Here is a 25433-nt window from a genome sequence, read left to right on the forward strand (position 1 = left end):
AAATATTTAATTTAGGTGTTGCTGATTAAGCTGGTTATTAAAGGCTCGCTTGATTAGAACCGGGTCGTCTTACGGCATAAATCAGTTCATCTTCAAAATTCCCGTTTTTAAAGAGGGTTTTAGTTAAATGCGCTTCCAGCACAAAGCCGGCTTTTTCCAGCACCCGTTGCGAAGCCTTATTTGTACCAAAAGGACGCGCAAATATGCGCTCAATATCCAGGTTCTGAAAAGCAAAAGCTACCATTTGTTCGATGGCTTGCGTTATAATGCCCTGTCCCCAGAATGGTTCGCCTAGCCAATAACCCATCTCGGCATTTTTCCGGTAAATATCGGTTTGCGGATGAATACCAATACCACCCGCCGCTTCGCCGTTTACTTCAATGGCAAATATTCTGGATGGGGTATTGCCAGTGGCAAACCCAATAAAATTTTGACCATGCTCGGGGGTATAAGGGTGCGGAAACTGGTCGGTCATAAATTGGGCAATGGCGGCGTTGTTGGCATACTTTATCAAACTATCTAAATCTGCCAGGTTCCAGGGACGGAGTTTAAAATTCATCTGGTTAGTTTTTGAAGGTGTTCTAACGCAAAACCATCGGGCTAAGCAAGCCTGTAAGAACTAAAAATTTTACTACAATCCAAAGGCTGAGTGTTCCAGATTTGCTACAGTTTTTATTTTACTGTGCTTTTTATTCGAATACAGCCACTGCTCTTACCGGCGATCCGGTGCCTCCCCTGATTTTAAGCGGCAAAGCAATAAAACGGAAACGGCCCCGGTTCACCAATTTATCAAGGTTTATGAGGTTCTCGTAGTGCGTAAAACTTAGTTCGCCACAAATTTGGTGCACCTCCCGGTTCGAAACTTTAGGTACTCCCGGCGACATGGTTTCTACCCCGAACGCCGCTATTTTTTTTGCGCCCAACCACCGCGCCGACTCAACGGAAAGCCCCGGACCATTTTTCCAGTTTTTGGTGCCGTAGTACCTCTGGTAATGGTTTGTACAAAAAAGCACGGTATCGCCTTGTTGGATGCTAATATTGGCTTTTTGGCAGGCTTCTTCTATTTCGGCTACCGTTATTAAAGCTTTAAGTTCTTTGTGCGAAAAATCCAGACAAACGCCTTCGGTGTAAAACATAGTTAAAGGCATGGTATCGATGGATTGTCCGGCGAATTCCCGCCCCATGTGGTTTAGGGCATCTACGTGCGTGCCGGTGTGTTCGGCTAATTCTAGTTTGTAAACGCTGGGAGTTTTAGCCTCAGCGGCCGGAAGCCCCGCCCACTCTTCATGGGTGGCATGAATACTTATTTTTACGGCCGGCATTCCGTTAAACACCGGCATGCCATCAAATATCTCCTGGCTCAGATCAATAATTTCGGTCATGTAGGTTTACGCTTGATTGGCAAATATTAACTCTTTAAGCAAAGCAGGTTAACGCCTATTGATTATTCTGTTTATGGCCGGAATAGCTTTACGAACTGGTTTTGTATTGCTCTACTAATTCCAGCCGTTTTACCACCGAATTTTTGCCCAGAATAGTACCCGGCGATAACACGGCGTTGGCTCCTATTTTAGAACCATCGCCCACCAAAGATCCAAATTTATCGCTGCCGGTATTAATTACTTTAGAATCGTATACCACCGAAATATTTTTTATTGCTCTTTCATTATAATGATTAGCCGCTATAGAACCGGCTTCGAAATTAATATTCCGGCCAATAATGCTGTTGCCAATATAATTAAAATGAGCTATAGCTGTATTAGCGCAAATAATACTGTTTTTTATTTCGCAACCGGGCCCAATTTTAACCGAATCGGCCAGGAAAACGCCTTCCCGGAAATAAGCATGAGCCCCCACAAAACAATGGGGGCCAATAATTGCCGGACCTTTCAGCACAACGCCTTGTTCCATTACAGCCGTTTGGTGCACCGCCACGTTATCGTTAATCGCATATTCAGTACCCAGGTTTACTATTTTTTCGGATAAAATATTTTTCAGGTTATTCGTAATCTCCCAGGGCAGCAGGTTACCGTGGTTAGGCAACAGGCTGGAAAAGCCTTCTATAAAACTGTTTATTACTATCATATAGGCTAAACTTTTGTATTTTAATATTTTGCTAATCCTAATTGTTTAATACGCTTACATTATTGTAGTCCTGTTTAGCCTGTCGAAATAACTAATTCCACTTTACAATGCTGTGATAGATCCTTCGACAAGCTCAGGATGACCAATATTCGTTTTGAAGCCCAGTTTTTATTTAATAGTGGTATCAGGTCTGCTCGTTAAGCCAAGTCAATCGTCCGCTCTACGTTTATTTGTTTCAGAAAATACGCGTCGTGCGATACCACCAGCAAGGTTCCCTGGTATTCGTTAATAGCCGCCGTTAGAATTTCCGTGTTTTGAATATCCAGGTTATTAGTTGGTTCGTCCAGAATTATCATATCCGGCGCCTGGTTGCTGATGGTGAGGCAGCAAAGTAGGAGCCGCATCTTTTCGCCGCCGCTCAGGGCACTACAAGATTTATCCCAATCATCTTTGGTAAACAAAAACCGGTTTAGCCTGATTTTTATTTCGTGCTCTTGCAAGGTGGTACGGTTAAATTGCTGCGCCTGCTCGTAAATGTTCAGGTGGTTGTTTATTAAAGAATAATCCTGATCGATGTACACGGCTTGCTTAACTACCCGGTAAACCGCACCGGATTTTGGTTCGAGTTGGCCTAAAACTATTTTGATTAAGGTGGTTTTGCCAGAACCATTTAAACCTTTTAAAGCAATTCGTTCGCCGCTGGTAATCCGGAAGTTTAAAGGTTTTGTCCAAAGTAATTGTCCGGAATAACCGTAGTTAATATCCTGGGCCGTAACTAATATTTTGCCTTGATGCAGCGCCGACTGGTCGAAGTTAAACTTCATCCTATCCACATCGGGTAATTCTTGCCGCAAGGCCGTTAGTTCCTGGGCAATGGTTCCTATTTTTTCGGCATGCACGCCTTTTAACTCAGCGGTACTGTTTTCCGCGCTGTTTTTTAGGGTGTTCATCACAATTTTAGGAAGTCCGGCTTTTTCCTGTTTTTTCTTGCCGCGGGCATCCAGCTTTTGTTGCCTTTCAGCCGTTTTCCGTTCCACTTCTTTGGCTTTGCGCAAGGCTTTTTCTTTGCTTTTTACATCCTCGGTTAAGGCCTGGCTCTGGATGCTTTTCTGCTCCTGGTAAAACTCAAAATTGCCGCCGTATACCGTAATGCCGCGCTTGCCCAGTTCCAAAACCAAGTCCAGCAAATTAAGTAAGGTGCGGTCGTGGCTTACTACTAATAATGTGCTGGATGTAGATTGGATAAATTTATACAACAAAGCTCTGCCGGCGGTATCGAGGTGGTTACTGGGCTCATCTAATAAAACAATTTCGGGTTGATGGATAAAGATACCCGCCAGGAACACTTTTGTTTTCTGGCCACCGCTAAGGGTGCTCATGGGCTGTGTTAAATCCAAATCGGTTAGTTGCCAATATTGCTGCGCCTCCTGGCACCGTTCTTCCAGGGTCCAATCGTCGTTTAGCAGTTCCAGGTTTTCTTCGGTTACGTGGCCATCCAGAATTTCTTTAAATGCTGCGAGCTTCGTTTCTATCCGGAGGGCCTGGGCAACCGTTAGGTGGTTAAACTGCCCGAATAGTTGCGGTACATAGTAAGGTTTAGAACTGATTTTTACCGATCCGTCGGCTGGCGGTAAATCACCGGCAATAATTTTAAGTAAAGTAGATTTACCGGCTCCGTTATTGCCAATTAAGGCTGCTTTGTGGTGCCGGTTAAGGGTAAGATTTATATTCTGAAATAATATATCCTGGTTAGGATGGGTATAGGCAATATGCTGTAAGGTAACCATAATTTCTTTCTTCAAAAAAGTGAATAATAACCGTGTTTCGCCTCAGCGGTACACTAGCTGTTTTCTTCCTGAAAGAAATTATATCTCACATAAATAGGTTTCTAGTAGGTAGGTGCAGGTAAATTTACAATTTTTTTTGGTTGTAACGCTTCTGTGCACAAGTCCTGATTGCCCGCCGCTAAAACTATATTAATTGCTTTTGCGGCCAGCTTAGTTGTGTAGCATTTTAATAAGTCGCTAGTCAGTAGCCCTTGCTGCGTGTTTTCACCGGCAAGTAGTTGGGCAAAGGTCCTATAGTTGGCGGTGATAACACCGCCAACGGCGACAAACTTCGCTTTTAATCCAAATACTAAACGCTTCGGCCTTTTACTTTAATAAGTTAGAGATAATTTTTTCGGTTTCTTTACTACCCAATATGGTGGCGTGGGTGGCTCCCTTGATTTCGAAAAACTTATCTTTATTTTTAAGCAGGGGCTTTAGTTGGTGTGCCAGGCTTTTAATATTTTCGGTTGCAATAATGGCAACAGGCGTTTTGGTTTTACCAACATCGGCCTCCGTCTGAAACAAAAATTTATTTGTAGAAGGAAGCGGAAAATAAATAGCTTCTAAAAATCTTTGACTGAAATCGCCGGTGGTGGAGGCCGGGTCAATTAAAATGGTTATGTTGGGCTCATTTTCAGCTGCTAAATGCGCCGCAATTCGCCCACCTAAGGAGTACCCGACTATGACTATATTTTCTTCGGAATATTTGGGCTTCAGAAAATCATAAATGGTTTGGGCATCCGTGTAAAAGTTTTTGAGCGATATTTCACCTAAACTTTTGCCTTGCTGCCGGTAATCGGTGATTATAACATCGTAGTTCAGTTTTAAAAACTGAGGCGCCATGGCTCCCCAATTATTTAATGTACCGCCGTTACCTTTCCAGAAACAAACTGCACCTTTTGCGTTAGCTGCTTTAAACAGCAAAGCATTCAGTTCGCCACCATCTGCGGCTTTAAGGCTAAACTCCTCAAAGTTTTCTGTAAAAGTAAATTTAAAATTAGCCGGAAGCAGTTGCCCTTTAAAAATATTGCTTTGTTCTTCTTTTATAGCATACAGAAAACCATAAGTACCAAAATAAACCAGCACCAGCAAAACCAAGAAAATTATTAAAAGGCTTTTAATATTCATTTAATATTTGGCTTTAAGTTTTTTTTCAGACCACAAACGGTCAGCTAATTACTTTAACCAAACGGCAGTTGTGCCCTATTTTTCATTTGCCTGCTCTAATATTTTTTTAGCACAACCATTTGTCCTAAATAGAATTAGCTATGGGGAAATAGGCCGTGAATAATTCGGTAGTAGTCGATTTATAGCTCATCCCCGAAGGTTTTCCACTTTAAGTTCAGACGGCTATTCAATCTGGCTGCCAAATTATTCGGTATCAGTCCAGGTTTTATCCAACAGTTTGTGCCAATCTTCCGCAGATAGGATGGGCGTATGGTCAAAACTAAATTTATCCTTGGCAGAGATTCCTATTTCTTGGATTATCTTACTTGCCATTAACGTTCTAAAGCTTTGAACAATTGGAAATTAAAGATTGAATTATTCCCTTTGATTTACCAACTAAATAAAGAAGATATAATTTTCACCTTCCTGAACCGCAGACTTATTAATAATAAAGGCTTATCGGTAAATTAAGTTCTATTTAGTCCAGACTAATACAATCCAAATGGCAATAGACAGCCAAATAACTATTATAAATCCACCTGCAATCCAGTTTTTCTTCTTAGTTATTATTTGGGAGTCAGCTAGTTTTCTGCAGTGTTCCATTATTTCTGCCGGTATAAATTTTATGATGAGGTAAATAAGTAATGGAACAATAATCAGATCGTCCAGCAGTCCTAATATCGGAATAAAATCCGGAATCAAATCCACAGGACTTAACGCGTAGGCAACTGTTATTAGGATGAGTATTTTAATATACCAAGGTACGAGATTTTTGGTGTACGCAATTTGGAGGGCGTTTAATTCTCTTTTAAGTTGTTTTGCCCACGCTTTAATTTTTTCGAATGTTTTTGACTTATTCAGCTGTGTCAATTTTCTATTATTCTGGTACGAAATGCCTGCCAAAGTTCATGGATAGACCAAGATGAACTTATTGAAAATAATTTCCAGAACCTTTGGATTCTCTATCCTTTACTCCTGAAGTTGTGACTAGTTGTGACCTTCTTTTATAAACGCATAAAGCAACAATTCTTCCTCTTCATCTGGTAGTTGCACCAGCCGGTTAAACTTCAACCCGAGCTTCTCTAATAACTTTTGGGAGGCAACATTTTCTTTGGTGGTAATAGCTTTGATTTGAGATATTCCGAATTCTTCCATTCCTGCTCGTTTAATCTCATAAGCCGATTCAAAAGCATATCCGTTATGCTCGAATTCCGGCAGAAATGCAAATCCAATGTCTATACCCTCTAATTCTTCCCGGTAATAAAGTCCGCAGATGCCTAACTTGGCATTATCTGTTTTCCGGATTACGGTATAATTGGAGTAGCCAAGCTTCTCCAATTGTGGTCGCATTTTATTTTTAATGTATGCCTGCGCATCTTCTACCGATTTTACATGCCGGTCGCCAATGTATTTTATCCATTTAGGAGAATTTAGTAGCGCCAGCAGAAAATCAGCATCTTCTTCAGAAGTTGGTTTAAGAATTAACCTTTCCGTTTCAAAGGACTTATAGAAGCTCATTTTTGATATTTACATTTAAGTTCAACGTGCCTGGCTTTGCGGCGGCCGGAAGATAGAGGTTATTTCAGATGCGATGGTTCTTCTTCCAGTTTATTTCAAGCTTATCATACCTTTTGTCGCAATCCAATTTCTTTCATTCTATCAGTTTCCGATTCTTCAAAATGGTATATTTACCTGATACGCGAACCCTTCTCCATTGATTTAACATTTACGGACTGAATTGACTCACCCAGAGTAGCTACTATTTCCGGCTCCGTTTTCAAGATTTTTTAATAAAGGGTTACCTTATATTATCATTTATTTTTATGCCTGGAGGGAAAAAGTAAATATGCCCCATCCCAAGGTAACTTTATAAATTATGTCTGTCGTTTTATTTAGAGGCATTAAGACTTATGGAGTCTTACAAACCATCGGGAACTTGTAGCATTTTAATGGACTTATCCAGTTCTTTAATTCGGTTATCTTATTCCTATGATTTCCTTTTAAAAACCGGATTACCGCACAGCTAATTGCTAAAGGTTTATTCTCTCCGAAAGAACTTACCTCACTTTCTTCGTTCACTTCTTGTAGGTTTATTTAAAACCTAAGTGACGGCTTAGCACTCCAAATTTTAGGTAAATTTACCGCCCCGAAAATAAATAAATTAGCTAAATTGGGAATGTTTAGGCCGCTAAAATCGCCCGTTTATGATTGCCCGCACTATTGATGAAGTTATCAGCGCCCTGGAAGAAATCATTCAGGATTGTATCCGTACCAACAACCGGGCCGGCTATTTTGCCATGGTTTATTACTGCACCACCCTGCGCGTAAAAAAAGATATTCTGCTGAACAACTTTGAAGATGGCCCGCGTATGGAACGGTTTGATGTGCTGTTTGCCAATTATTACCTGCGGGCCTGGCACCAGTGGCAGGCGGGCAAGCCCACCGCTGCCGCCTGGGAAATTGTTTTTGAAACCGCTGCCCACCTGCCGGCTGTTTTAATGCAGCATTTGCTGCTGGGCATGAACGCCCACATTAACCTGGATTTAGGCACAACCGCTGTAGAAACCATGCGCGACGGTCGGCTCCCGGACATCCGCCGGGATTTTAACAGCATTAATACTATTCTGGGGGCCATGATAGACAAGGTGCAGGAAAATATTGGCCGGGTATCGCCGCTGATGGGTTTACTGGATTTGCACGCCCGCAACCGCGACGAATTATTGGTGCAGTTTAGCATTAACCTGGCCCGCGATGGTGCCTGGCGTTTTGCCGAAGACCTGCATGATAAAGTTGGCGCTGATTACCAAACCTGCCTTGCCGCCCGCGATAACTGCATTGCCCAATTAGGTAAAAACCTGGCCAGCCCCAGGGGCTTCCTTCTGAAATATACCTTAAAGGCCATCCGGGCTACCGAAAGATTAGCGCCCGGCGAAATCATAAATATCCTCAAAGTAATATAACCGGACTTTCGCCTTTAGATAACCGTGCCTTTGCATATAAATAAATCACCAATGCTAAACCGGGTAGTGCTGCTTAATGATCAAGTAACACAGCGGGATAATAACATAATAAATTTTAGGCTTAGTTTGATATAATTTCAACTCCAATAAATATTATGCCAAAGAATGTACCCTTAAAGTGTAAGTTTAGCTTAAGGTTATATTCATTAATCAAATTTTAATTATTTTTCACGCTTATTATATAGTTTAGTTTTTACTTGGTTGGAGGGCTTACCATTTCTCCAGCTTTCTTAACCCTTCCGCCCTCCGGGCACCTTCCCTGAATCAGGGAAGGAGTTCGGCCAAACCTAAACATTATGGAAAAGCTTTGTTGCGGAGGATTATTATTTAATAATGGTTGAGCTAAGAAGGCAGCAGCTATAAGCTACTGACAGCAGTTTGGACAGCGAGGGCCTTTCAGCTTTCCGGTGCTTTAGCATTGCGAGGTACGAGCAAAGGAAAGATGAGCAGCCCGAATGACCAAACGGGGCCCGCCGGCCCAGAGGCGTCTTAGACCTACAAATACAGTTAGCACTAACCATTGAAAGATGGAATCTTTCAAAAGATAAACAGATAAAACATCAAATCATTTAGTGAATATAAGTAGGTGAGCTGATATATATATTACCGCCAGCCACCGCCCAAAGAACGGTATAAATTTACCACCGACTGCAATTGTTGTAACCGGTCGTTTACACTACCCAACTCGGCCTGCAATAGACTCTGGCGGGCCGTAATTACTTCTACATAACTCGAAAATCCGTAGCGTACGAGTTCCTGCGAATAACTAACCGATTTTTGCAGGGCCGCCATTTGGTTGGTACGCACTTGTATTTTTTGCAGGGCCGTTTGGTGTAACGATAAGGCATCCGATACTTCCCGTCCGGCATTTAATAAAGTATTCTGAAAGTCTAAGGCCGCTTCCTGCTGCTGGGCACGGGCTACTTCCAGACGGGTGCGGTTCAGGCGTCTGTTAAGAATAGGCTGGGTTAGGCCAGCCCCGACACTAATCGCCAAAGAACCCGGATCGAGGAGATTGGTTAAGGCCAGCGCCGATAAGCCCGACGACCCTGTTATAGTTACAGCAGGATAAAAACTGGCGCGGGCCACGTTCGTTAGTTCGAAGAAATACCGGTAGTTCAGTTCTGCTTGCTGCACATCGGGCCGGTTAGCTAATAACTGCGCTGGTACACCGGTTTGTAAGGTGGGCGGCATAGTCTGGTTATCTAAACGGCCCCGCGCAATTGCGGACGGCGGACCTCCGAGTAAAATACTTAGCGCATTTTCTATTTCGCGGATGTCTTGTTTCAGGTCCGGAATGGTTACTTCGGCGGCATAGCGCTGGGCTTCGCTTTGCACCACGGCGGCTTCGGTTACCCGCGCCGAATATTTTAAAGCCCGCATGGTTTGCACGGTGGTATCCCAGTTTACTACCGTAAGTTCGGTAATGGCAACCTGCTGATCCAGGGCCATGAGTAATAAATAATAATTGGCTATATCGGCTACTAAATTGGTCTGCACGGCCCGCGCGCCGGCCTCCGACCGCAATAAACTAGCCAGGCTGGCCCGGCGGTTGCTGCGTAAACGCCCCCAAACATCAATTTCCCAGCCGGAGGATATACCTAGCTGATACTGTGTAATATTACCTTGTTGCCGAAAATCCTGTACTTCGGGGAGCCGGGACCGAGTAGCTCCGGCGTTGGCGTTTAAAGTAGGAAAAAAGGCCGCGCCACTTTGCCGGTAGTATGCCTGCGCTTGTTGGATGCGGGTATACGCCACTTGCAAATCCAAGTTCCGGGCAATGCCTGCGCTTATTAACCGCTGCAAGGTAGTATCGGTAAATAGTTCTTTCCAGTGCAAACTGCCAAGCGAAGCGGTATCGGCAGTGGTTACGTCCCGGAATAAATTTGTGGTGCGAGCGGGCGGAGTCTGGTAAGGCTGCGTCAGGCGGCAAGAGGCCAATAATAGCCCCGTCAGGAATATTAAAAGCAGGTGCCTCAGCATATTTCTGTTCATAGTATATTCTTTAAACCGCAACCGCCGTTTTTTAGCCTGCTTGCCCCGCTTAAGATTCCTGGTCCGCATTAACTTTTTGGGTTAAAGGTTCTTTACGCTTACCACTGATGCGTTCCTGCAAACCCTGGAAAACAACATACAAAACCGGAATTACAAATATTCCTAATAGGGTACCAATGAGCATACCCCCTACCGCACCCGTACCAATAGACCGGTTTCCAGTTGCTCCCGCCCCCGTAGACAACATTAATGGCACCAGACCCAGAATAAAAGCAAAAGAAGTCATTAAGATGGGTCTTAAACGGGCTTCAGCCCCTTCCAATGCTGCCTGTACCAGCGGCATACCGTGTCGCCGGCGCTCCGCCGCAAATTCCACAATCAGGATAGCGTTTTTGGCCAGCAACCCAATCAGCATTATCAGGGTGATTTGTAAATAAATATTGTTGGTGATACCAAAAAAAGTGGCAAAAATAAAAGTACCGGCCAAGCCAATGGGCAGCGACAGCAAAACGGCAAACGGCAGAATATAGCTCTCGTACTGGGCGCTCAGCAGCAGGTAAACAAATAAAATTACCAGCACGAAAATAAATCCGGTTTGGCCGCCGGCCGAAATTTCTTCGCGGGTCATGCCCGAAAATTCGTAGCCGTACCCCACCGGTAAAACCTGCGCCGCTGTTTCTTCTATGGCCGTAATGGCATCGCCAGAACTAAAACCGGCATTCGGCGAACCGGTAACCCCGATAGAAGTAAAAAGATTAAACCGCGAAATAGCCTGCGGCCCGTATACCCGTTCGAGGGTAATAAATTCGGTAATGGGTGCCATAGTACCGTTGGCATTCCGGACGAAAACATTACTCAGGCCTTCGGGGTTGGCGCGGAAAGCAGGTTCGGCCTGGTACATCACCCGGAACTGCTTGCCAAACTGGTTAAAATTGGAGGCATACACCCCGCCGTAGTAGCCTTGCATGGTACTCAGAATATCGTTCACCGATAAACCGGCTACTTTGGCTTTGGCTACATTTACATCTATTTGGTACTGCGGAAAATTTACGTTAAAAGAAGTAGAGGCAAACTGAATTTCGGGCCGCTCGTTTAAGGCCGCTATTAAATCATTGCCAATTTTAGAAAAGGTAGCAATATCGCGCCCGCTCCGATCCTGCAACTGAAACTCGAAACCACCCGAGGTACCAAAACCCGAAATGGTGGGCGGCGCAAAAAATATTATTTTGGCATCGCGGATGCCACTGGTTTTGGCAAATAATTTACCGATAATGGATTGGACATCCTGTCCTTCTCCTCGCTGGTCCCAGGGCTTTAGCTTCATTACCATCATGCCGTAATTACTACCCACGCCGCTAATCATGCCCCGCCCCGATATTCTGAGGATATTTTGGATTTCGGGTATGGTACGGGCAATGGCTTCTACTTCTTTCGTAATTACTTCGGTTCTTTCGTTCGAGGCCGAAACCGGCAAGGCAATATCGGCCATGATGGCTCCCATATCTTCGTTGGGCACAAAGGTGGAAGGCGTGGTTCGTATCAGAAAATAAAACAAGCCGGCGAATACGGCCAGTATAGCCCAGGCCAGCCATTTGCGCCCCACCAGGTAAGCCACCGAGTTTTTGTATTTATTTGTGGTTTTATCAAAAGTACGGTTGAACCAGCCGTAAAAACGCTGGAGCAAATTCTTCTTTTTATGCTCTTCCTGATGCGGCTTTAAAAACACGGCACACAACGCCGGACTTAGGGTTAAAGCATTTACCGCCGACAAAATAATGGCAATGGCCAGGGTTAAGCCGAATTGCTTGTAAAATACGCCGGCGGAACCCTGAATAAAACTTACCGGCACAAATACCGCTGCCATTACCAGGGTAATGGAAATAATTGCCCCGGTAATTTCGCTCATCGCGTCCTGGGTTGCTTTTAGGGCCGACGTATAGCCCTGGTCGAGTTTAGCATGAACGGCTTCTACCACCACAATGGCATCGTCTACCACAATACCAATAGCCAGCACCAAAGCAAATAAGGTGAGCAGGTTTATGGTGAAGCCAAATAGAAGCAGGAAGAAAAACGTACCCACAATGGCCACCGGTACCGCAATCGCCGGAATAAGCGTAGACCGAAAATCCTGCAGGAAAATAAATACTACCAGGAAAACGAGTATAAAGGCCTCGATAAGCGTATTAATTACTTTGGAGATAGAGGCATCTAAAAAATCGTTGGCGTTAACCAGGGTAACGTATTTAATACCCTGCGGAAACGTTTTAGAAGCATTTTCAAGTACCTGTAAACTGCCCTCAATAACTTCTTTGGCGTTGGAACCGGCCGTTTGGCTGATGGCCACCCCCACCGAAGGATTTCCGTTGGTAGTAGTGCTGCTGGCATAACTCATGGCGCCCAGTTCAATGCGAGCAATATCTTTTAACCGCAATATTTGGCCGTTTTCGGTAGCCTTTACCACTACATCCTCAAACTCCGAAGCATCTTTCAGGCGGCCGGTATATTTTATAACGTACTGAAACGACTGCATGCCCTGTTCGCCAAATTGCCCGGGGGCGGCTTCAATATTTTGTTCAGCCAAAGCAGCACTGATATCGGCCGGCACGAGTTTGTAGGTAGCCATTACATCCGGCTTCAGCCAAATTCGCATCGAATAATCCATCCGGCCGAAAGCATTGGCTTCCCCCACCCCCGAAACCCGTTTTATTAAAGGTACCAGGTTTATTTCGGCGTAGTTCTGCAAAAAGGTTTGGTCATAGGCTGGGTTTTCGCTGTACAACGAAAAAATAACCAGGTTGCTGCTCTGGCTTTTGGCCGTAGTAACGCCCGAGCGGGTTACTTCCTGGGGCAACAGCGGCGTGGCCCGCGCTACCCGGTTTTGTACATTTACCGAGGCTAAGTCGGGATTGGTACCTAACAAAAAGTTAATTACGATGCGGGCAGTGCCGTCGTTACCGGCAGAAGACGTCATATAGGTCATGCCTTCTACCCCATTTATCTGCTCTTCCAGCGGCACCACCACGCTATTCAGCACCACATCGGCATTGGCTCCCTGGTACGACGTTGATACTACTACGGTAGGTGGCGCAATTTCGGGGTATTGCGAAATAGGTAAAGCCAGCAGCCCCAGCAGTCCCAGAATAACAATCAGGATGGAAATTACCGTAGAGAGTACCGGTTGTTTTATAAAGCGATTAAACATAATGCTGGGTTAAACAGAAGAACTTCATGGTATAATTTTTACCTGATTGGGCTACTGGCAATCATCTACTATGGGCGTGGGCAACGCTGTCGGCATTTACAGTTCTGGGTCTGATGGGAGCGCCCTCCCGTAAAGTGGCTACGCCTTCCAAAATAATCTTATTCCCGATCTGTAAGCCTTCTTCTACCACAAAATTGCGGCCGTCGTCATTTTCCATCACGGCAACCTCCTGACTCCTGACCGTGTTACTATCGCCTACCAGGTAAACAAATTTTTTACCCTGAATTTCATAAGTCGCCTTTTGCGGAATTACAATAGCCGAATCAAGCGTGATGGGAATACGCACCGAACCGCTGCTGCCGCTGCGGATATAACTGCCCGGATTGGGAAAAGTAGCCCGTACCCGCACCGAACCAGTTTCGGTGTTAATAGAGCCGCTGGTGGTTTCTATGCGGCCTTTTTCCGGGTACACGGTGCCGTTGGCCAGCACTAATGAAACCGGGGGCGTGGTAGCTAATCGTTCCTGAGTGGTGGCCCCTTTGGTATTTCTGGAGAATTCCAGCGCCTGCTTTTCGTTAATCGAAAAATAAGCGTAAATATTCCCGATATTCGAAACCGTGGTTAAAGGCTCCGGGGTGTTGCTGCTGACTAAACTGCCTATTTTATACGGGAAACTCCCTACAATGCCATTCACGGGGCTGGTAACCCGGGTGTAGCTCATGTTGGTGCGGGCATTAACCAAAGCCGCATTGGCCTGGGCCAGGGCGGCTTGCCGGGCCTGCAACGTAAACTGCGCCGATTCCAGCTCAAACTGACTGATGATGTTTTTTTCGACCAGCGGCCTTACTTTGTTTACTTCCATCTGCGCCGCATTTACATTGGCCTGCGCAATTTTTACGTTGGCCTGGGCCGTTCTTACCTCCTGCTCGTACTGCGGGGCATTAATGGTAAATAACACTTGCCCCTTTTTAACGGTAGCGCCTTCATCTACGTGTATCCGGCCCAGGTAGCCGTCTATCATAGGCCGAATTTGGATATCCTGCTGCCCCTCAATGGTGGCCGGGTAATCGCTGTTTAACGTAATAGAGTGCGGCGAAATCTTCAGAACCGGGTAGTCTTTTACCGCATTCGTGGGCGGCGCATTCGTTTTTTCGTTATCACCGCCGCATGCCGCTAAAAAAAGAAATAGAAATATTACTGGTAATAGGTGTAGTCTTGTATGCATAAGGGGAAGGACAAAATATAAAACCCTGGTAACCAGATAGCTGTTCTACTAATATTTATTCTAAATAGTTGGTAACAGCCTGGGTTTTATTTCATAATTCTGCCAAAGCGCTTAGTTTTAATAGAATTTACGGATTAGTGTTGCATTTATGAATTGGATCTTAATAAGTGATATTATTTACATTGTGCTCCTGGTGCCGGTAAGTCTGCAGATTATCAGGGATACGCGCAGCAGCACCAAAACCCTGGCTTACCTGCTGCTGGTTATATTTCTGCCTGTTTTCGGCATAATATTTTATTTCTCTTTTGGCATCAATTACCACAAGCGCCAGGTTTACACCAAAAAGTTATTCGACGATGAAGTGTTGGGCACCGAATTAAGAGAAAGAATAATATCTAAAACCCACACCAATTTATTAAACAATCAGGCTGCTATTCAGGATGGGAAAAGTTTGGTTAACCTTTTACTAAAAGATAGCTGGAGCCCGCTTACAGAAGGCAATCGGGTAAAATTTTTATTTAACGGCGAAGAAAAATTTCCGGAATTATTGCATGCTTTACGAGGGGCCACTCACCACATTCACCTGGAATATTATATTATCGAAAATGATATTATCAGCAACCAATTAAAGGAAGTACTCATTCAGAAAGCCCGGCAAGGCGTGCAGGTCCGGGTAATTTACGATGACTTTGGCAGCCGCGCTATCCGGAAAAAATTTGTGCGGGAATTACACCAGGGTGGTGTAGAAGCTTATCCGTTTAACCGTATTAAATTATTATTTTTAGCCAACCGGCTCAACTACCGCAACCACCGGAAAATAATTATTGTGGATGGGAAGTGCGGTTTCGTAGGCGGCATTAATATAAGCGACCGGTACATTAACCGGCCGGAGAGCCAGAATGAATATTATTGGCGCGATACGCATTTGCGCATAGATGGGCCGGGTATTTTTTACCTGCAATACATTTTTTTCTGCGATTGGAATTTCTGCTCCCGTCAGCGGCTAACACCCGAAACAATTTACTTTAGTTCGCCTAAACCGGATGATGCCAATGTGAATGTGCAAATTGCCGCCAGTGGCCCCGATTCGCCGACGCCGACCATCATGCTTTCCATTTTCAAGGCTATTAACCTGGCCCGAAAAGAGATTCTGATTACCACACCCTATTTTATTCCGGGCGAAAGCTTGCTCGATGCCCTGAAGGTAGCCGCCCTGAGCGGCGTTGCCGTTAAGCTACTGGCCCCGGGCTTTTCAGATTCGCGATTAGTAAACGCAGCTGCCTGGTCGTACTACGACGATTTACTAACCGCTGGGGTAGAAATATACATGTACCGGAAAGGTTTTGTACATGCCAAAACCATGGTAGTAGATGGCTATATTTCGGTGGTAGGCACCGCTAACATGGATTTCCGGAGCTATGAACTGAATTTTGAAGTAAATGCGTTGGTTTACGGCGAAGAAACAGCAACACAATTAGCCCAGGCTTTTACAAATGATTTATTCCACGCCGAAAAGCTAATACCGGCAACCTGGGCCAACCGGTCTGGTTATAAAAAATTATTCGAAAGAATTGCCCGGCTTTTATCGCCGCTTCTCTAACCGGTTAAGGCTTCTGCTGATATTTTACCGCAAAATCAGGCTGTTCAGGGCTGGTGCAAATCCAAGGTACCTGGCGTTTCCGGATTCTTATCCGCCGCTAAGTACAGGTTGCGGGCAGGTACGGCAAAGCCCTGGCCGGTATTTTCTACTATCTCCATCATGCTTAATATCAGCTCTTCCTGGGCTTCCAGAAACTGGTTAAAATCGGTAGTTAAAATATAAGAATATACCTCTACGGTTAAATAATCCTGGCCAATTTCGATAAACCGTACACGGGCGGAGGTTGGGTCTACTTTGGCGTTTTCGGCTAAAAGTACGCGTAGTTCCTTCAATATTGCCTTGATTTGCGCAGCGGTAGTGAGGTGATGCAACCGAAGTTTGGGCGCAAAAAGAATGCGGTCGCGGTGCGCAAAGTTTTCTATTTGCAACGATGCAAACTCCCCGTTGGGGATGGTAACAATGGTGCGTTCGCCGGTGCGGATGCGCGTCGAGCGCATACCAATCTGCTCTACGGTGCCGGTGGTTTGGCCCACTTTACAGAAATCACCTACCCGGATAGGCTGATCGGCAATGAGGGTAACGCTACCCACAAAGTTCTCGACGGTTTTCTGGGCGCCCAGCGCCAGCGCAATACCGCCAATCCCCAGCGCGGCGATACCGGTGGTTATATCAAAGCCAAAAGTGCCGAGAATAGTAATAAAGCCCAGCACAATTAAAGCAATCTTGGCCCCGCGCCGCAAAAAAAGCAAAACTGAGATGCCGGACATATTGCCCCGTTGGGTAAGTTCCTTCTCTCCGAACCGGGTTAACACATCGAGCAGGCGCCACAGCAGCAGCAATACTGCTACCAGCCCCACAATTACCGTCATTTCGCTGAAGCGCTGCCGGACAATAATAGAGATACCCGCCTCCTGGCTCGAAAATACCAGGATTAAGGCCGCCAGGTAAAGCCGGATGGGCAAGGCAAAAGCCCGGATAATACCGACGGTCGGTTCATTTTTGGATTTATGCCAGAAGAACCGGATAAGAAAGGTAACCAGGGAGGTAATGCCCCAGGCCAGCCCATAAGAGAATATCGCCAAAAACAACATGCCCAGCCAATGCCCGATGGGTACGCCACCCCATTTGTTATCTATTAAAACCGAAGGAATAATCTTTTTAGTAATGGGTGGTTTGGCCACGACCAGCGTATCGATAGGTATTCTTTTAATGGTTTGGGAAGAGAATAGCCAGAGCGGAGCACCGGTGGTGTCTACAGTTTTCTCCAGCATTATATCAAAAGATTCGCCGTTTACCGTTGCGTTCCCTACCCGGTCCAGATCCGGACCAAAGCTGTCGTCTGCATTACCAGCCGGCTCATTACTTATCCAGGAATACGGAATAATATTGCCCCCTTTATCGAGTAAACGTTGCAGGGTTTGGGCCGTTTTTACCCCAGTTGAGTCTGCTCCGGAATTGGTTTCCAGGTTCAGGTAGCGGGCAGCTCTGCTATAATTTTCGTCGGCTACGGCTTCAATAAAACCATTTACCGTTCCGCGAGGCGTACGCCTGCCCAACGAGTCGGCCGGCCAGGAGGGGGCTGCCGTTGCGTTCTGAGTCGTATCACTACTCGGCAGAATCTGCGCGGAAGCCGGCAATGCCGTTAGGAGCAAAACGGCTATGTTGCACACCCAAAAAAACAGCCATCTCTTTCGGGATGGGCAGATGTTGCAGGAAAGATTTGAGAATAACCCAGTTTTTATAAAAACCATAAACCTAATGGTGTAAATGAATTTAAAAGGTGCTCTTATAAAACTAACGCCAGAGCACCGGTGGTCGAATATTCCGCTTATTAATTACAAAGATTCTAACGGGTACAATATTAACCCTGCCTCTTGTTTTATGGTGTTAATGGATGCATCTGTTAAAACATAAGTTTTAGAATCAGAACCAATGCCCGGAATAACTGCCGAAATATAATTTTATAATTCGTCCTTTAAACGACAAAGGTAAGCAAACCAACCTTTACGCAACACCTGAATACTGCGTTGCAAAGCCGACGTGCCAGCGTTCAGCCATGTGCTTTGCCAAATTGAATATCAGAAATGATGAATCAAAAATTATCATCAATCTGATAGATGACGTTCTAATCTACGGACGCGTTGCCAGAAATAAAGCCGGAATCACCCTAAAATTGGTTGATTTTGTAGCGTGTACCACCAATTGCTGCCCAGACGCCGGCGCAAGAGCAGTAACAAAAACACGGGCAAAAATTTTATAAATATTTAATAAAATTATTGCACTGGAATCATTTTAGAGAATGAAGCAGTATAAAGTACTTTAAATTTTTTATCAAAATTTCATGTATATACAAAAAATGTATATACATTTAAGATTAAAGAAATGAATTCAGAAATTTAATTAAAAACTTAAACGTAAAACTATGGCTAATGTAAAATGGGTAGCAGACCCCGCTCACAGCGAAATTCAGTTTAAAGTAAAGCACCTGATGATAACCACAGTTACGGGTTATTTCGAGAAGTTTAATATTGAAGCCGAAACTACCGACGACCAGTTCACCGATGCGACGCAGGTAATATTCACGGCCGATGTAAACAGCATTAACACTAACAACGACCAACGCGACACGCACTTAAAATCGGCTGACTTTTTTGACGCGGAAAACCACGGCGAAATCCGGTTTGAAGGCAGAAATTACGAGAAAACCGGCGGGGATGAGTACAAGCTGCATGGTGACTTGAGTATCCGGGGCATTACCAAACCCATAACCGTAAACGTAGAATTTGGCGGTATAGTGGTAGACCCTTATGGCCAAACCAAAGCCGGCTTTACCGTGAGCGGAAAAATCAGCCGGAAAGAATTTGGCTTAACCTGGAACGCCGTTACCGAAGCGGGTAGCGTGGTCGTGAGTGATGATATCCGCCTTCAGGCCGAAGTGCAATTAGTTAAACAGGCGTAATATTAAAGTAGTAAGTAGTAAGTAATATTATTGTATGGCACTGATGGATGATGCTGATAAAAATATTGGTGTAATTTCGTTTGATTACTAATTAACTTTTAACCCTTCGTTACGCAAAGCTTAAACAGTAAATTGTTTAGAGATTAACGCCTAATCAGGCTTTGGAATAGAATAACAACCAGCTCTTTTGTTTAAAGGAGCTGGTTTTTCATTTTATATATTTCATATACCGTCCCGCCTAAACCTCTTTCCATCCTTTCAGAACGGTATTGATAAGCGTTTCAGTTGGCTTAAAATTTACAACCAACCTTATAAACCGGTGTAGTTTAAATCGAGAGCAGCCATCCAGGAGAGATGTAATAAAATAGGGTCATTTGGTTTATTACGGCATCGGCAACATGACTAAAATCATACGGTCGGGTAAGCGGGATCATGGTTACCGGGTCTCAGCAATGGTATATTTGTTCGGAAGCCTCTTGCCAGAAACGCCTAATCATCCCTATTAAAGCCCAAACCATGAAAACAATACTAGCTTTAACTGATTTTTCGGACCATGCGACCAATGCGGTAAGATACGCGGTTGCGTTGGCACCGCATTTAAATGCCCGGTTGGTATTGGTACATGCCATTGCCCTGGAAATAATAGAAGTGCCGGGCAACCCGTTTGTGCGGCTGCCGGATGTGCGGCTCGAAAACTATTATACCGATATTTTACAGCACCAGGCTGCCCAATACCAATTGCAAAACAAGGATTTAGAAATCCAGACCCAGTGCGTTCACGGTCCTATTGGGGCGGTTTTAAATAATCTTATTCAGGAAAACCAGGCCGATCTGGTGGTAATGGGTACCCGGGGCGCATCAACTTTCCTCAAAAAATTATGGGGCACCCAATCGGCCGGTCTCATGAAAGAAGCTTGTTGTCCGGTTTTGGTAATTCCGGCCAACAGCCGTTATCGGCCCATTCAGAATATTGCCTACGCCTCCGATTTTGAAACCAGACAAATTTCTTTTCTGAAACAACTGCTGCCTTTTGCCGAACCACTCAACGCCGGCTTGTATATATTTAACGTTAAAAACGATGATCAACTGGACTTGGTAGCGGATACCCAGCTGCTACATGAGATAGACCGGACCTTTCCCCGCAATAACTTCAGCTATTCGCAGTTGCAGGACCAGGATGTGGTGACCGGCATTCAGCAATTTGTACACGACAACAATATAGATCTGCTGGCTGTTTGCGTGCACAAACCAGATATTCTGGAGAAAATATTCCATACCAGTGTATCCCGGGAGCTGGCCTTCCAAAGTAATATTCCTCTCCTGACCTTGCCGGACAAACCTTACCACCACCGGAAAGCAGAAACCACCACCAGTACGAATCAAGAGCGTTAGGCGAAGTAGAAGACAAATAGATTTTGCCGCCGCAATATTTTAAAACGTGCTGGCGCTAAAAGCAAAAAGTATTTAGCAGGAATATTTTGCCCCATTAACGAACCAGTAGTTTGCTGCTTTTGGCCGGTAAGCTATTGGTTTGGCTTTTTAAGTCAGACCGTTTTAAAACTCTTTAGCAGCACTGTAAAATAAAGCACTATTATTTTATTTCAGGCTAAAAACGGCGTTTCTGGGTGCAAGAAAAGGTTCTCTGCCGGGTTTACAGATTTTAAAATAATCAATATATCATCCGGTGAATGAGCCGTAAAATCAGGCGTTTCCTTTTCGGCCAATGCTTGTATATCGTAGCCCCAACTCACCCAAATTACTTTAACGCCAATCTTTTTGCAGGCCACAATATCTCTTACTTCGTCGCCGACATAAATAATTTGGTCTGGGCTGAGCCGGTAAGTTTTCAAAAATTTTTTAATAACCCGGTCTTTTCCAAAAATATTGCGGGCACTATAAACGGCATCTATTTCTGTTATCTGATTCTGTTGTAAAAACTGCCGGATATTTTTTTCGGAGTTGGAAGAAACAATGGCAATGGCATAACCACTGTTACGCAAAGCTTCGATCAAATTTTTAATGCCGGCTAATAAAATTACCTCCGCCAGAGACTGCTGGTAACGGTTAAGGAGGTCGACGGTTAATAAAGGTAATTTATATAAGGGCAGTTGCAGGTATTTACACCGCTCGGTAATAGTTAATTGCCGCAGGTATTCTATATTGCCGGGCTCCATTTTATTAAACTGATGCTTCTCGGCCAATTGGTTAAACACCGAAATAAATACTGCCTTTGAATCTACCAGAGTGCCGTCAAAATCAAAAACTACATACTTAATCATTTTTCAATTGCCTTTTTATCAGTTTATCAGGAGCGTTCACGGGCTTTGTATTCCAATTGAAGATAATTATTTTATCGTAACCTGGTGATTTTAGTAAGCGCAAAATCAGTTCCGAAGATACTTTTATTTAATATTTTAAAGTGAGTGCTTTCTAAATATTGCTCAATAAATGGCAGATGAGGCGCATAATAAAAAGTACCCTTTACCTGTAGCGCATTTAAAATTTCCATATATTTTTTGGCATAGGCAACAAAATCGCCATCGGTTCTTAAATGATGGTGCACAAATTGGTTTGAAAAGCCAACATTACTGATGATGGTTCCCCAATATTTTTCTTTAAAGCGGTAGTCAAACCAATCTGTTTTATTCAGGTAATTATTTTCTGTGGCACAGCGGTCTAGGCCACGGGCCTCTAGACCTAAACTTCTTAAATATTCTACCAAATAGGCTGCCTGGCCACAACCCACATCCAGAACAGGCTCCCGAAGTGCTTGTACATTAATATTTAATAGCCGTATCTGATGGGCAGCCGAATACTCCGCACAGGTTACCGGCTGGTTTATAAATTCGGCTGTATTGCCATAAATATTCTCGGCGAAGGGGTTAGAAGCTTTTAACCAGTTTTGCAGGTTACGTTGGTGCGTTAGCGCAATTGTATTCAGCGCCTCTTTGCTACTAGCCGCCCTTACCTGGTTTAGTAATTTTTGGTAAATCTTTTCGAGCATTACCTGGTGCGTTCTGCCGAAATAATAATATTGATTGATGCTATAAAACGTGTTCAGCGCCTTGGTAAGTAATAAATCTATTATTTTATCATCTCCTGTAGCTTTAATCTGCTTTAACAGTAAAAGGTTTTTAGCCAGGAAATCAGAAGTGGCGGGAGCAAACCAAGAAGTGGTTGGGTACTGTTTATAAAAAATATTCTTAAGTTTATTATACGCAAATTGTTTGTCTATCAGGTTATACAAGTTTCTCATAAAATAAATTTATAATTTCATATGGCTACTTATCAAGAACCCAAAATATCCTGAATAATAAATGTTTTACACTGCCTGAAGAAGCAAAGGTAAAACCCGCTGCCTGCTCTCTATCCAGAGAAACAGAATAATGCCAAAAGAAACTTTTGGTTTGCTTTTCATTAAATCTCTTCCAGGTTTACCTTTAAAGTATAATTTAATAGTTAAATAGAAGCGCTGCTTCTTGCAGGCCAATTGCGCTGTAATCTTCCTAGATCTAAAACTCAATATTGCATTTTTTCAATTCTGCTAATTGCGATTTTAAACCCTCATTAAAGTTTTATAGCTATTTTTGCACTTATAGCGAACTCATGTTCTATGAAATTTACTGCTTCGGCCTTACTATCTTCTTCCTCTACCTGGCTCATATTTATCCTGCTTTTTAATTTATTCTACTTTTTTGCCGAGCATGAAGGCTTATATTTTTATGATGATTACGCTTACAGTTCTTATGCCCATAAGCTTAGTATAAATAATTTCGCACCGGACGGATCGCCTTTTTGCCACCGTTTTTTAGTTTTTTTACCGACAACTGCCTTCTATTCTATATTTGGCATAGGTGCTTACACCACCACGCTTTGGCCGCTTTTATGTACTTTAGGCTTTTACCTAATTATTTGGTTAACTTTTCATAAAAGCTATCCAGCCGCCACCGTTTGGATGCTTATATTATCCGGGCTCTATTACTTTGTACTAAACACCGTTAATTATTTATATCCTGATAACATTACGCTGTTTTTTACTACCGTCTGCTTATTACTACTGTATCATACCCGTCAGCAATTGCCGGTGAACAAAGCTGTTCTGTTAGGAGTCTTGTTTGCCCTTTTCAACTTTCTTAACTTCCTAACCAAGGAGACCATCCTGTACCTTTTACCTTTTTACATCATTTTATTTTTATATCACTGGTATAACCGGAAAAATTTCATTTTCTGGATGGTGGCCTTTACCATTGGTATTATTTTATTAATTATCTATTTGGCACTTTACAAATATTACACTGGCAATTATTTCTTACGCATCCATGATATTGAAGCTTATAGTCAAGGGCTTAAAGAACAATATTTGGCAAATTACAAGCATTCAATTATACCCCGTCTTACCTATCAACCTATTTTATTTTTTATCGGATCGGGTCTTGCTATTCCCTTAATTTTTGCCGCTACGGTAATATTTACAAGCCGCAATTTAGGTCCTGGCCATTTACAGGATTCGGTAACCTTTTGGTTTATAGCGTCCTTAACTATGCTATTATCTATTTGGTTTGGCAGCGTTAGCTTTGACCATTACAAGCCAATGACCTTATTACCCAGAATGTTTCATCCGCTTCTACCGGCATTTTGTATTTTGGCCGGCTTGGCGATTGTGCAATCGTGGCACCGTTCTATTACGCACCTGTTTCTGGCGGTATTATTTACAGGTTGTACTTATTTAGCGCCAAATGCTATGAAGATAATGTACGGCCCTTTGGCTTTATTTTTCGGAATTAATTACCTGTTTAATTTAAAATTATCTATTCAAAGCGCCTTCTTATTGTGTACAATCATTCTTTGCATCCGGCCGGTTTATTTTATCCGGAAACCGTCTGTATCAAGTTTTTTTGAACAGGAACGCGTTATCCGTAAACATCTCCAACACAAAGAAGGCGCTTATTTAGTTATTACCGATTGGGTATTGACTTTGGCAAACCCATTTTTTTACGACTTTACCCCTCCTGGTAATTACACCTTCGTCCGATTCAACCATAAAATCAACTTAAAGACCATACAAGCCGATACCGTTTATTTGTTAATCAATAACAGTACCTTAACCAACCCTGAACATGGTATATCTATCCGGGAAAAAGACATTCTGCCATCTTACCCAAATGCACAATTGTTAATGCAAGAAGGGAAGGTTAAATTATTTAGGATACCGAGGAGAGCTTCCTGATGCTATAATCAGAGAAAAGTATTTGACTCAAAAATTAATATCCACTAAGTAGTATAAATAATTTTCTGCGCAAAAAGCGAATTGCATAGCTTGTAAATAGTTAACTTATATTATGCGGAATTAACTGCGCTATATCTTCATAATCACCCAAGAATAGTTTATAGTGCGGGCTTTAAGCATTCATGGGTATTATATTCTCCGCCAGCATGAATACCACGTGCGCAAACATGTGACTGATAAACGCGGCTTCCAGCCCTTTTTTCCAGTATATCCAACCGAAAATAACCCCTCCAATGGTATTACCCAGCATAATATAGGAAATTAAACCTGCCGCCGGTGCCGCTACACTTTGGAAAACAACTGGCAGGTGAGCGGCCGCAAATATTAAGGCAGCCTTCCTTAATTATCATAAGGATGACCGAATTGAGTAGAATTAACTTATTTTTTCTATGGAATAGTATTCACACTACTTGGTATTAAATAGTTAAAGGAGAAAAATTATTGGTTTCAGAATAAAAAATAACGCTTAAACCGCAGGTACTGTCACCGGTAAGCCATAAAGCTACCCCAGTGAACGTGTACCTAACTGTTTAAGCGTTACGGAAAAATTCCTTAAAATTTACATTACTGCCGTGCAGCAGCGTTTTGAATTACCTAAAAAACCGCTCCCGGCCAAGCTAGTTGTTAAAAGTTAAAATCATAATTAACCCCGCAGGCGAGCGGTATCATCTAACGTAAAATCCAAATTCAGCATTCTCATTTTATTGCGCAACTCACAATATTCCCGCAGCAATATTTCGTAGCGCGGCTGGCCTTCTTTTAACTTTTCCCAGGGCGGCTGCACATCTTCCGGCATTTTGCGGTTGTCTTTCACGTACATTTCGCCCTGCCCGGCTACCAGCCAATAAACATTAAGCTCCGGAAATAATTGTATTAAAAGCTTGAGCTGCTCAATCGAAAGGTTTTGGCGGCCGGCCTCAATGTGGGCCACGCCGGCTTTGCCCAGATTCAACAATTCACCAAATGCTTCGCCAATTAATCGCTTCGACTTCCGAAAAGTCTTTAATCTTTCTCCTATTGTGCTGTTGACCATAATCTAAAATTTAAGTAAAAGAATAAACGGG

At 43.6% G+C, this 25433-nt stretch carries 20 protein-coding genes; 5 read left to right on the forward strand and 15 right to left on the reverse strand.

Annotated elements, in window-relative coordinates:
• Positions 1-37: 37 nt before the first annotated feature.
• The 7 genes from AAE02nite_RS07765 to AAE02nite_RS07795 all read right to left on the reverse strand — a co-directional run bounded on the left by AAE02nite_RS07765 (position 38) and on the right by AAE02nite_RS07795 (position 6599).
• Positions 38-559, reverse strand: a complete 522-nt coding sequence (locus tag AAE02nite_RS07765; protein WP_146896678.1) for a GNAT family N-acetyltransferase — start codon at positions 557-559, stop codon at positions 38-40.
• A gap of 130 nt (positions 560-689) precedes the next feature.
• Positions 690-1382 carry a cyclase family protein gene (locus AAE02nite_RS07770; RefSeq protein WP_146896680.1) on the reverse strand — a complete coding sequence of 231 codons (693 nt, stop codon included), beginning with the start codon at positions 1380-1382 and terminating at the stop codon, positions 690-692.
• A gap of 88 nt (positions 1383-1470) precedes the next feature.
• Entirely contained in the window at positions 1471-2085 is a 615-nt protein-coding gene (locus tag AAE02nite_RS07775) for a DapH/DapD/GlmU-related protein (RefSeq protein WP_146896682.1), read from the reverse strand.
• Positions 2086-2282: 197 nt separating this feature from the next.
• Positions 2283-3887, reverse strand: coding sequence for a ribosomal protection-like ABC-F family protein (abc-f, locus tag AAE02nite_RS07780; RefSeq protein ID WP_307725527.1), 1605 nt, complete (start codon positions 3885-3887; stop codon positions 2283-2285).
• Between the two features lie 351 nt (positions 3888-4238).
• Positions 4239-5042 carry an alpha/beta hydrolase gene (locus AAE02nite_RS07785; protein ID WP_146896684.1) on the reverse strand — a complete coding sequence of 268 codons (804 nt, stop codon included), beginning with the start codon at positions 5040-5042 and terminating at the stop codon, positions 4239-4241.
• A 513-nt stretch (positions 5043-5555) separates the two neighbouring features.
• Positions 5556-5951 (reverse strand): YkvA family protein, encoded by a 396-nt coding sequence (locus AAE02nite_RS07790; RefSeq protein ID WP_246150873.1) that lies wholly within the window; start codon positions 5949-5951, stop codon positions 5556-5558.
• Positions 5952-6068: 117 nt separating this feature from the next.
• Positions 6069-6599: a GNAT family N-acetyltransferase gene (locus AAE02nite_RS07795; protein WP_146896686.1), complete on the reverse strand. Its 531-nt coding sequence runs from the start codon at positions 6597-6599 to the stop codon at positions 6069-6071.
• Between the two features lie 686 nt (positions 6600-7285).
• Here AAE02nite_RS07795 and AAE02nite_RS07800 point away from each other — a divergent pair.
• A complete protein-coding gene (locus AAE02nite_RS07800) occupies positions 7286-8041 on the forward strand; it encodes a DUF5995 family protein (RefSeq protein WP_146896688.1) in 756 nt (251 codons plus the stop codon).
• 663 nt (positions 8042-8704) lie between these two features.
• On the opposite strand, the gene AAE02nite_RS07805 is transcribed toward AAE02nite_RS07800, so the two are convergent.
• From AAE02nite_RS07805 to AAE02nite_RS07815, 3 genes are all read right to left on the reverse strand, one after another.
• Entirely contained in the window at positions 8705-10096 is a 1392-nt protein-coding gene (locus AAE02nite_RS07805; protein ID WP_146896691.1) for an efflux transporter outer membrane subunit, read from the reverse strand.
• 49 nt (positions 10097-10145) lie between these two features.
• Positions 10146-13298, reverse strand: coding sequence for an efflux RND transporter permease subunit (locus AAE02nite_RS07810; RefSeq protein ID WP_146896693.1), 3153 nt, complete (start codon positions 13296-13298; stop codon positions 10146-10148).
• 61 nt (positions 13299-13359) lie between these two features.
• Positions 13360-14523: an efflux RND transporter periplasmic adaptor subunit gene (locus tag AAE02nite_RS07815; protein ID WP_146896695.1), complete on the reverse strand. Its 1164-nt coding sequence runs from the start codon at positions 14521-14523 to the stop codon at positions 13360-13362.
• 148 nt (positions 14524-14671) lie between these two features.
• On the opposite strand from AAE02nite_RS07815, the gene cls reads away from it, so the two are divergent.
• A complete protein-coding gene (gene cls, locus AAE02nite_RS07820) occupies positions 14672-16123 on the forward strand; it encodes a cardiolipin synthase (protein WP_146896697.1) in 1452 nt (483 codons plus the stop codon).
• Positions 16124-16167: 44 nt separating this feature from the next.
• On the opposite strand, the gene AAE02nite_RS07825 is transcribed toward cls, so the two are convergent.
• Positions 16168-17793: a mechanosensitive ion channel family protein gene (locus AAE02nite_RS07825; protein WP_246150875.1), complete on the reverse strand. Its 1626-nt coding sequence runs from the start codon at positions 17791-17793 to the stop codon at positions 16168-16170.
• Positions 17794-18545: 752 nt separating this feature from the next.
• On the opposite strand from AAE02nite_RS07825, the gene AAE02nite_RS07830 reads away from it, so the two are divergent.
• Positions 18546-19082, forward strand: coding sequence for a YceI family protein (locus AAE02nite_RS07830; RefSeq protein WP_146896702.1), 537 nt, complete (start codon positions 18546-18548; stop codon positions 19080-19082).
• 516 nt (positions 19083-19598) lie between these two features.
• Complete coding sequence (locus AAE02nite_RS07835; protein ID WP_170252545.1) at positions 19599-20474, forward strand: universal stress protein; 876 nt, start codon at positions 19599-19601, stop codon at positions 20472-20474.
• A 209-nt stretch (positions 20475-20683) separates the two neighbouring features.
• Here AAE02nite_RS07835 and AAE02nite_RS07840 read toward each other — a convergent pair whose 3' ends face one another.
• Together AAE02nite_RS07840 and AAE02nite_RS07845 are read right to left on the reverse strand one after the other, a co-directional pair.
• Positions 20684-21361 (reverse strand): HAD-IA family hydrolase, encoded by a 678-nt coding sequence (locus tag AAE02nite_RS07840; RefSeq protein WP_146896706.1) that lies wholly within the window; start codon positions 21359-21361, stop codon positions 20684-20686.
• Between the two features lie 71 nt (positions 21362-21432).
• Positions 21433-22338 carry a class I SAM-dependent methyltransferase gene (locus AAE02nite_RS07845; RefSeq protein ID WP_146896708.1) on the reverse strand — a complete coding sequence of 302 codons (906 nt, stop codon included), beginning with the start codon at positions 22336-22338 and terminating at the stop codon, positions 21433-21435.
• A gap of 1284 nt (positions 22339-23622) precedes the next feature.
• On the opposite strand from AAE02nite_RS07845, the gene AAE02nite_RS07850 reads away from it, so the two are divergent.
• Positions 23623-24309, forward strand: coding sequence for a hypothetical protein (locus AAE02nite_RS07850; protein ID WP_146896710.1), 687 nt, complete (start codon positions 23623-23625; stop codon positions 24307-24309).
• 172 nt (positions 24310-24481) lie between these two features.
• On the opposite strand, the gene AAE02nite_RS07855 is transcribed toward AAE02nite_RS07850, so the two are convergent.
• A complete protein-coding gene (locus AAE02nite_RS07855; RefSeq protein ID WP_146896712.1) occupies positions 24482-24694 on the reverse strand; it encodes a CPBP family glutamic-type intramembrane protease in 213 nt (70 codons plus the stop codon).
• Positions 24695-25012: 318 nt separating this feature from the next.
• The gene (locus tag AAE02nite_RS07860; RefSeq protein ID WP_146896714.1) at positions 25013-25402 is read right to left on the reverse strand and encodes a helix-turn-helix domain-containing protein; all 390 of its coding nucleotides are present in this window, start codon (positions 25400-25402) and stop codon (positions 25013-25015) included.
• Between the last annotated feature and the right edge of the window lie 31 nt (positions 25403-25433).

Source organism: Adhaeribacter aerolatus, from assembly GCF_007991635.1.
Lineage (GTDB): Bacteria > Bacteroidota > Bacteroidia > Cytophagales > Hymenobacteraceae > Adhaeribacter > Adhaeribacter aerolatus.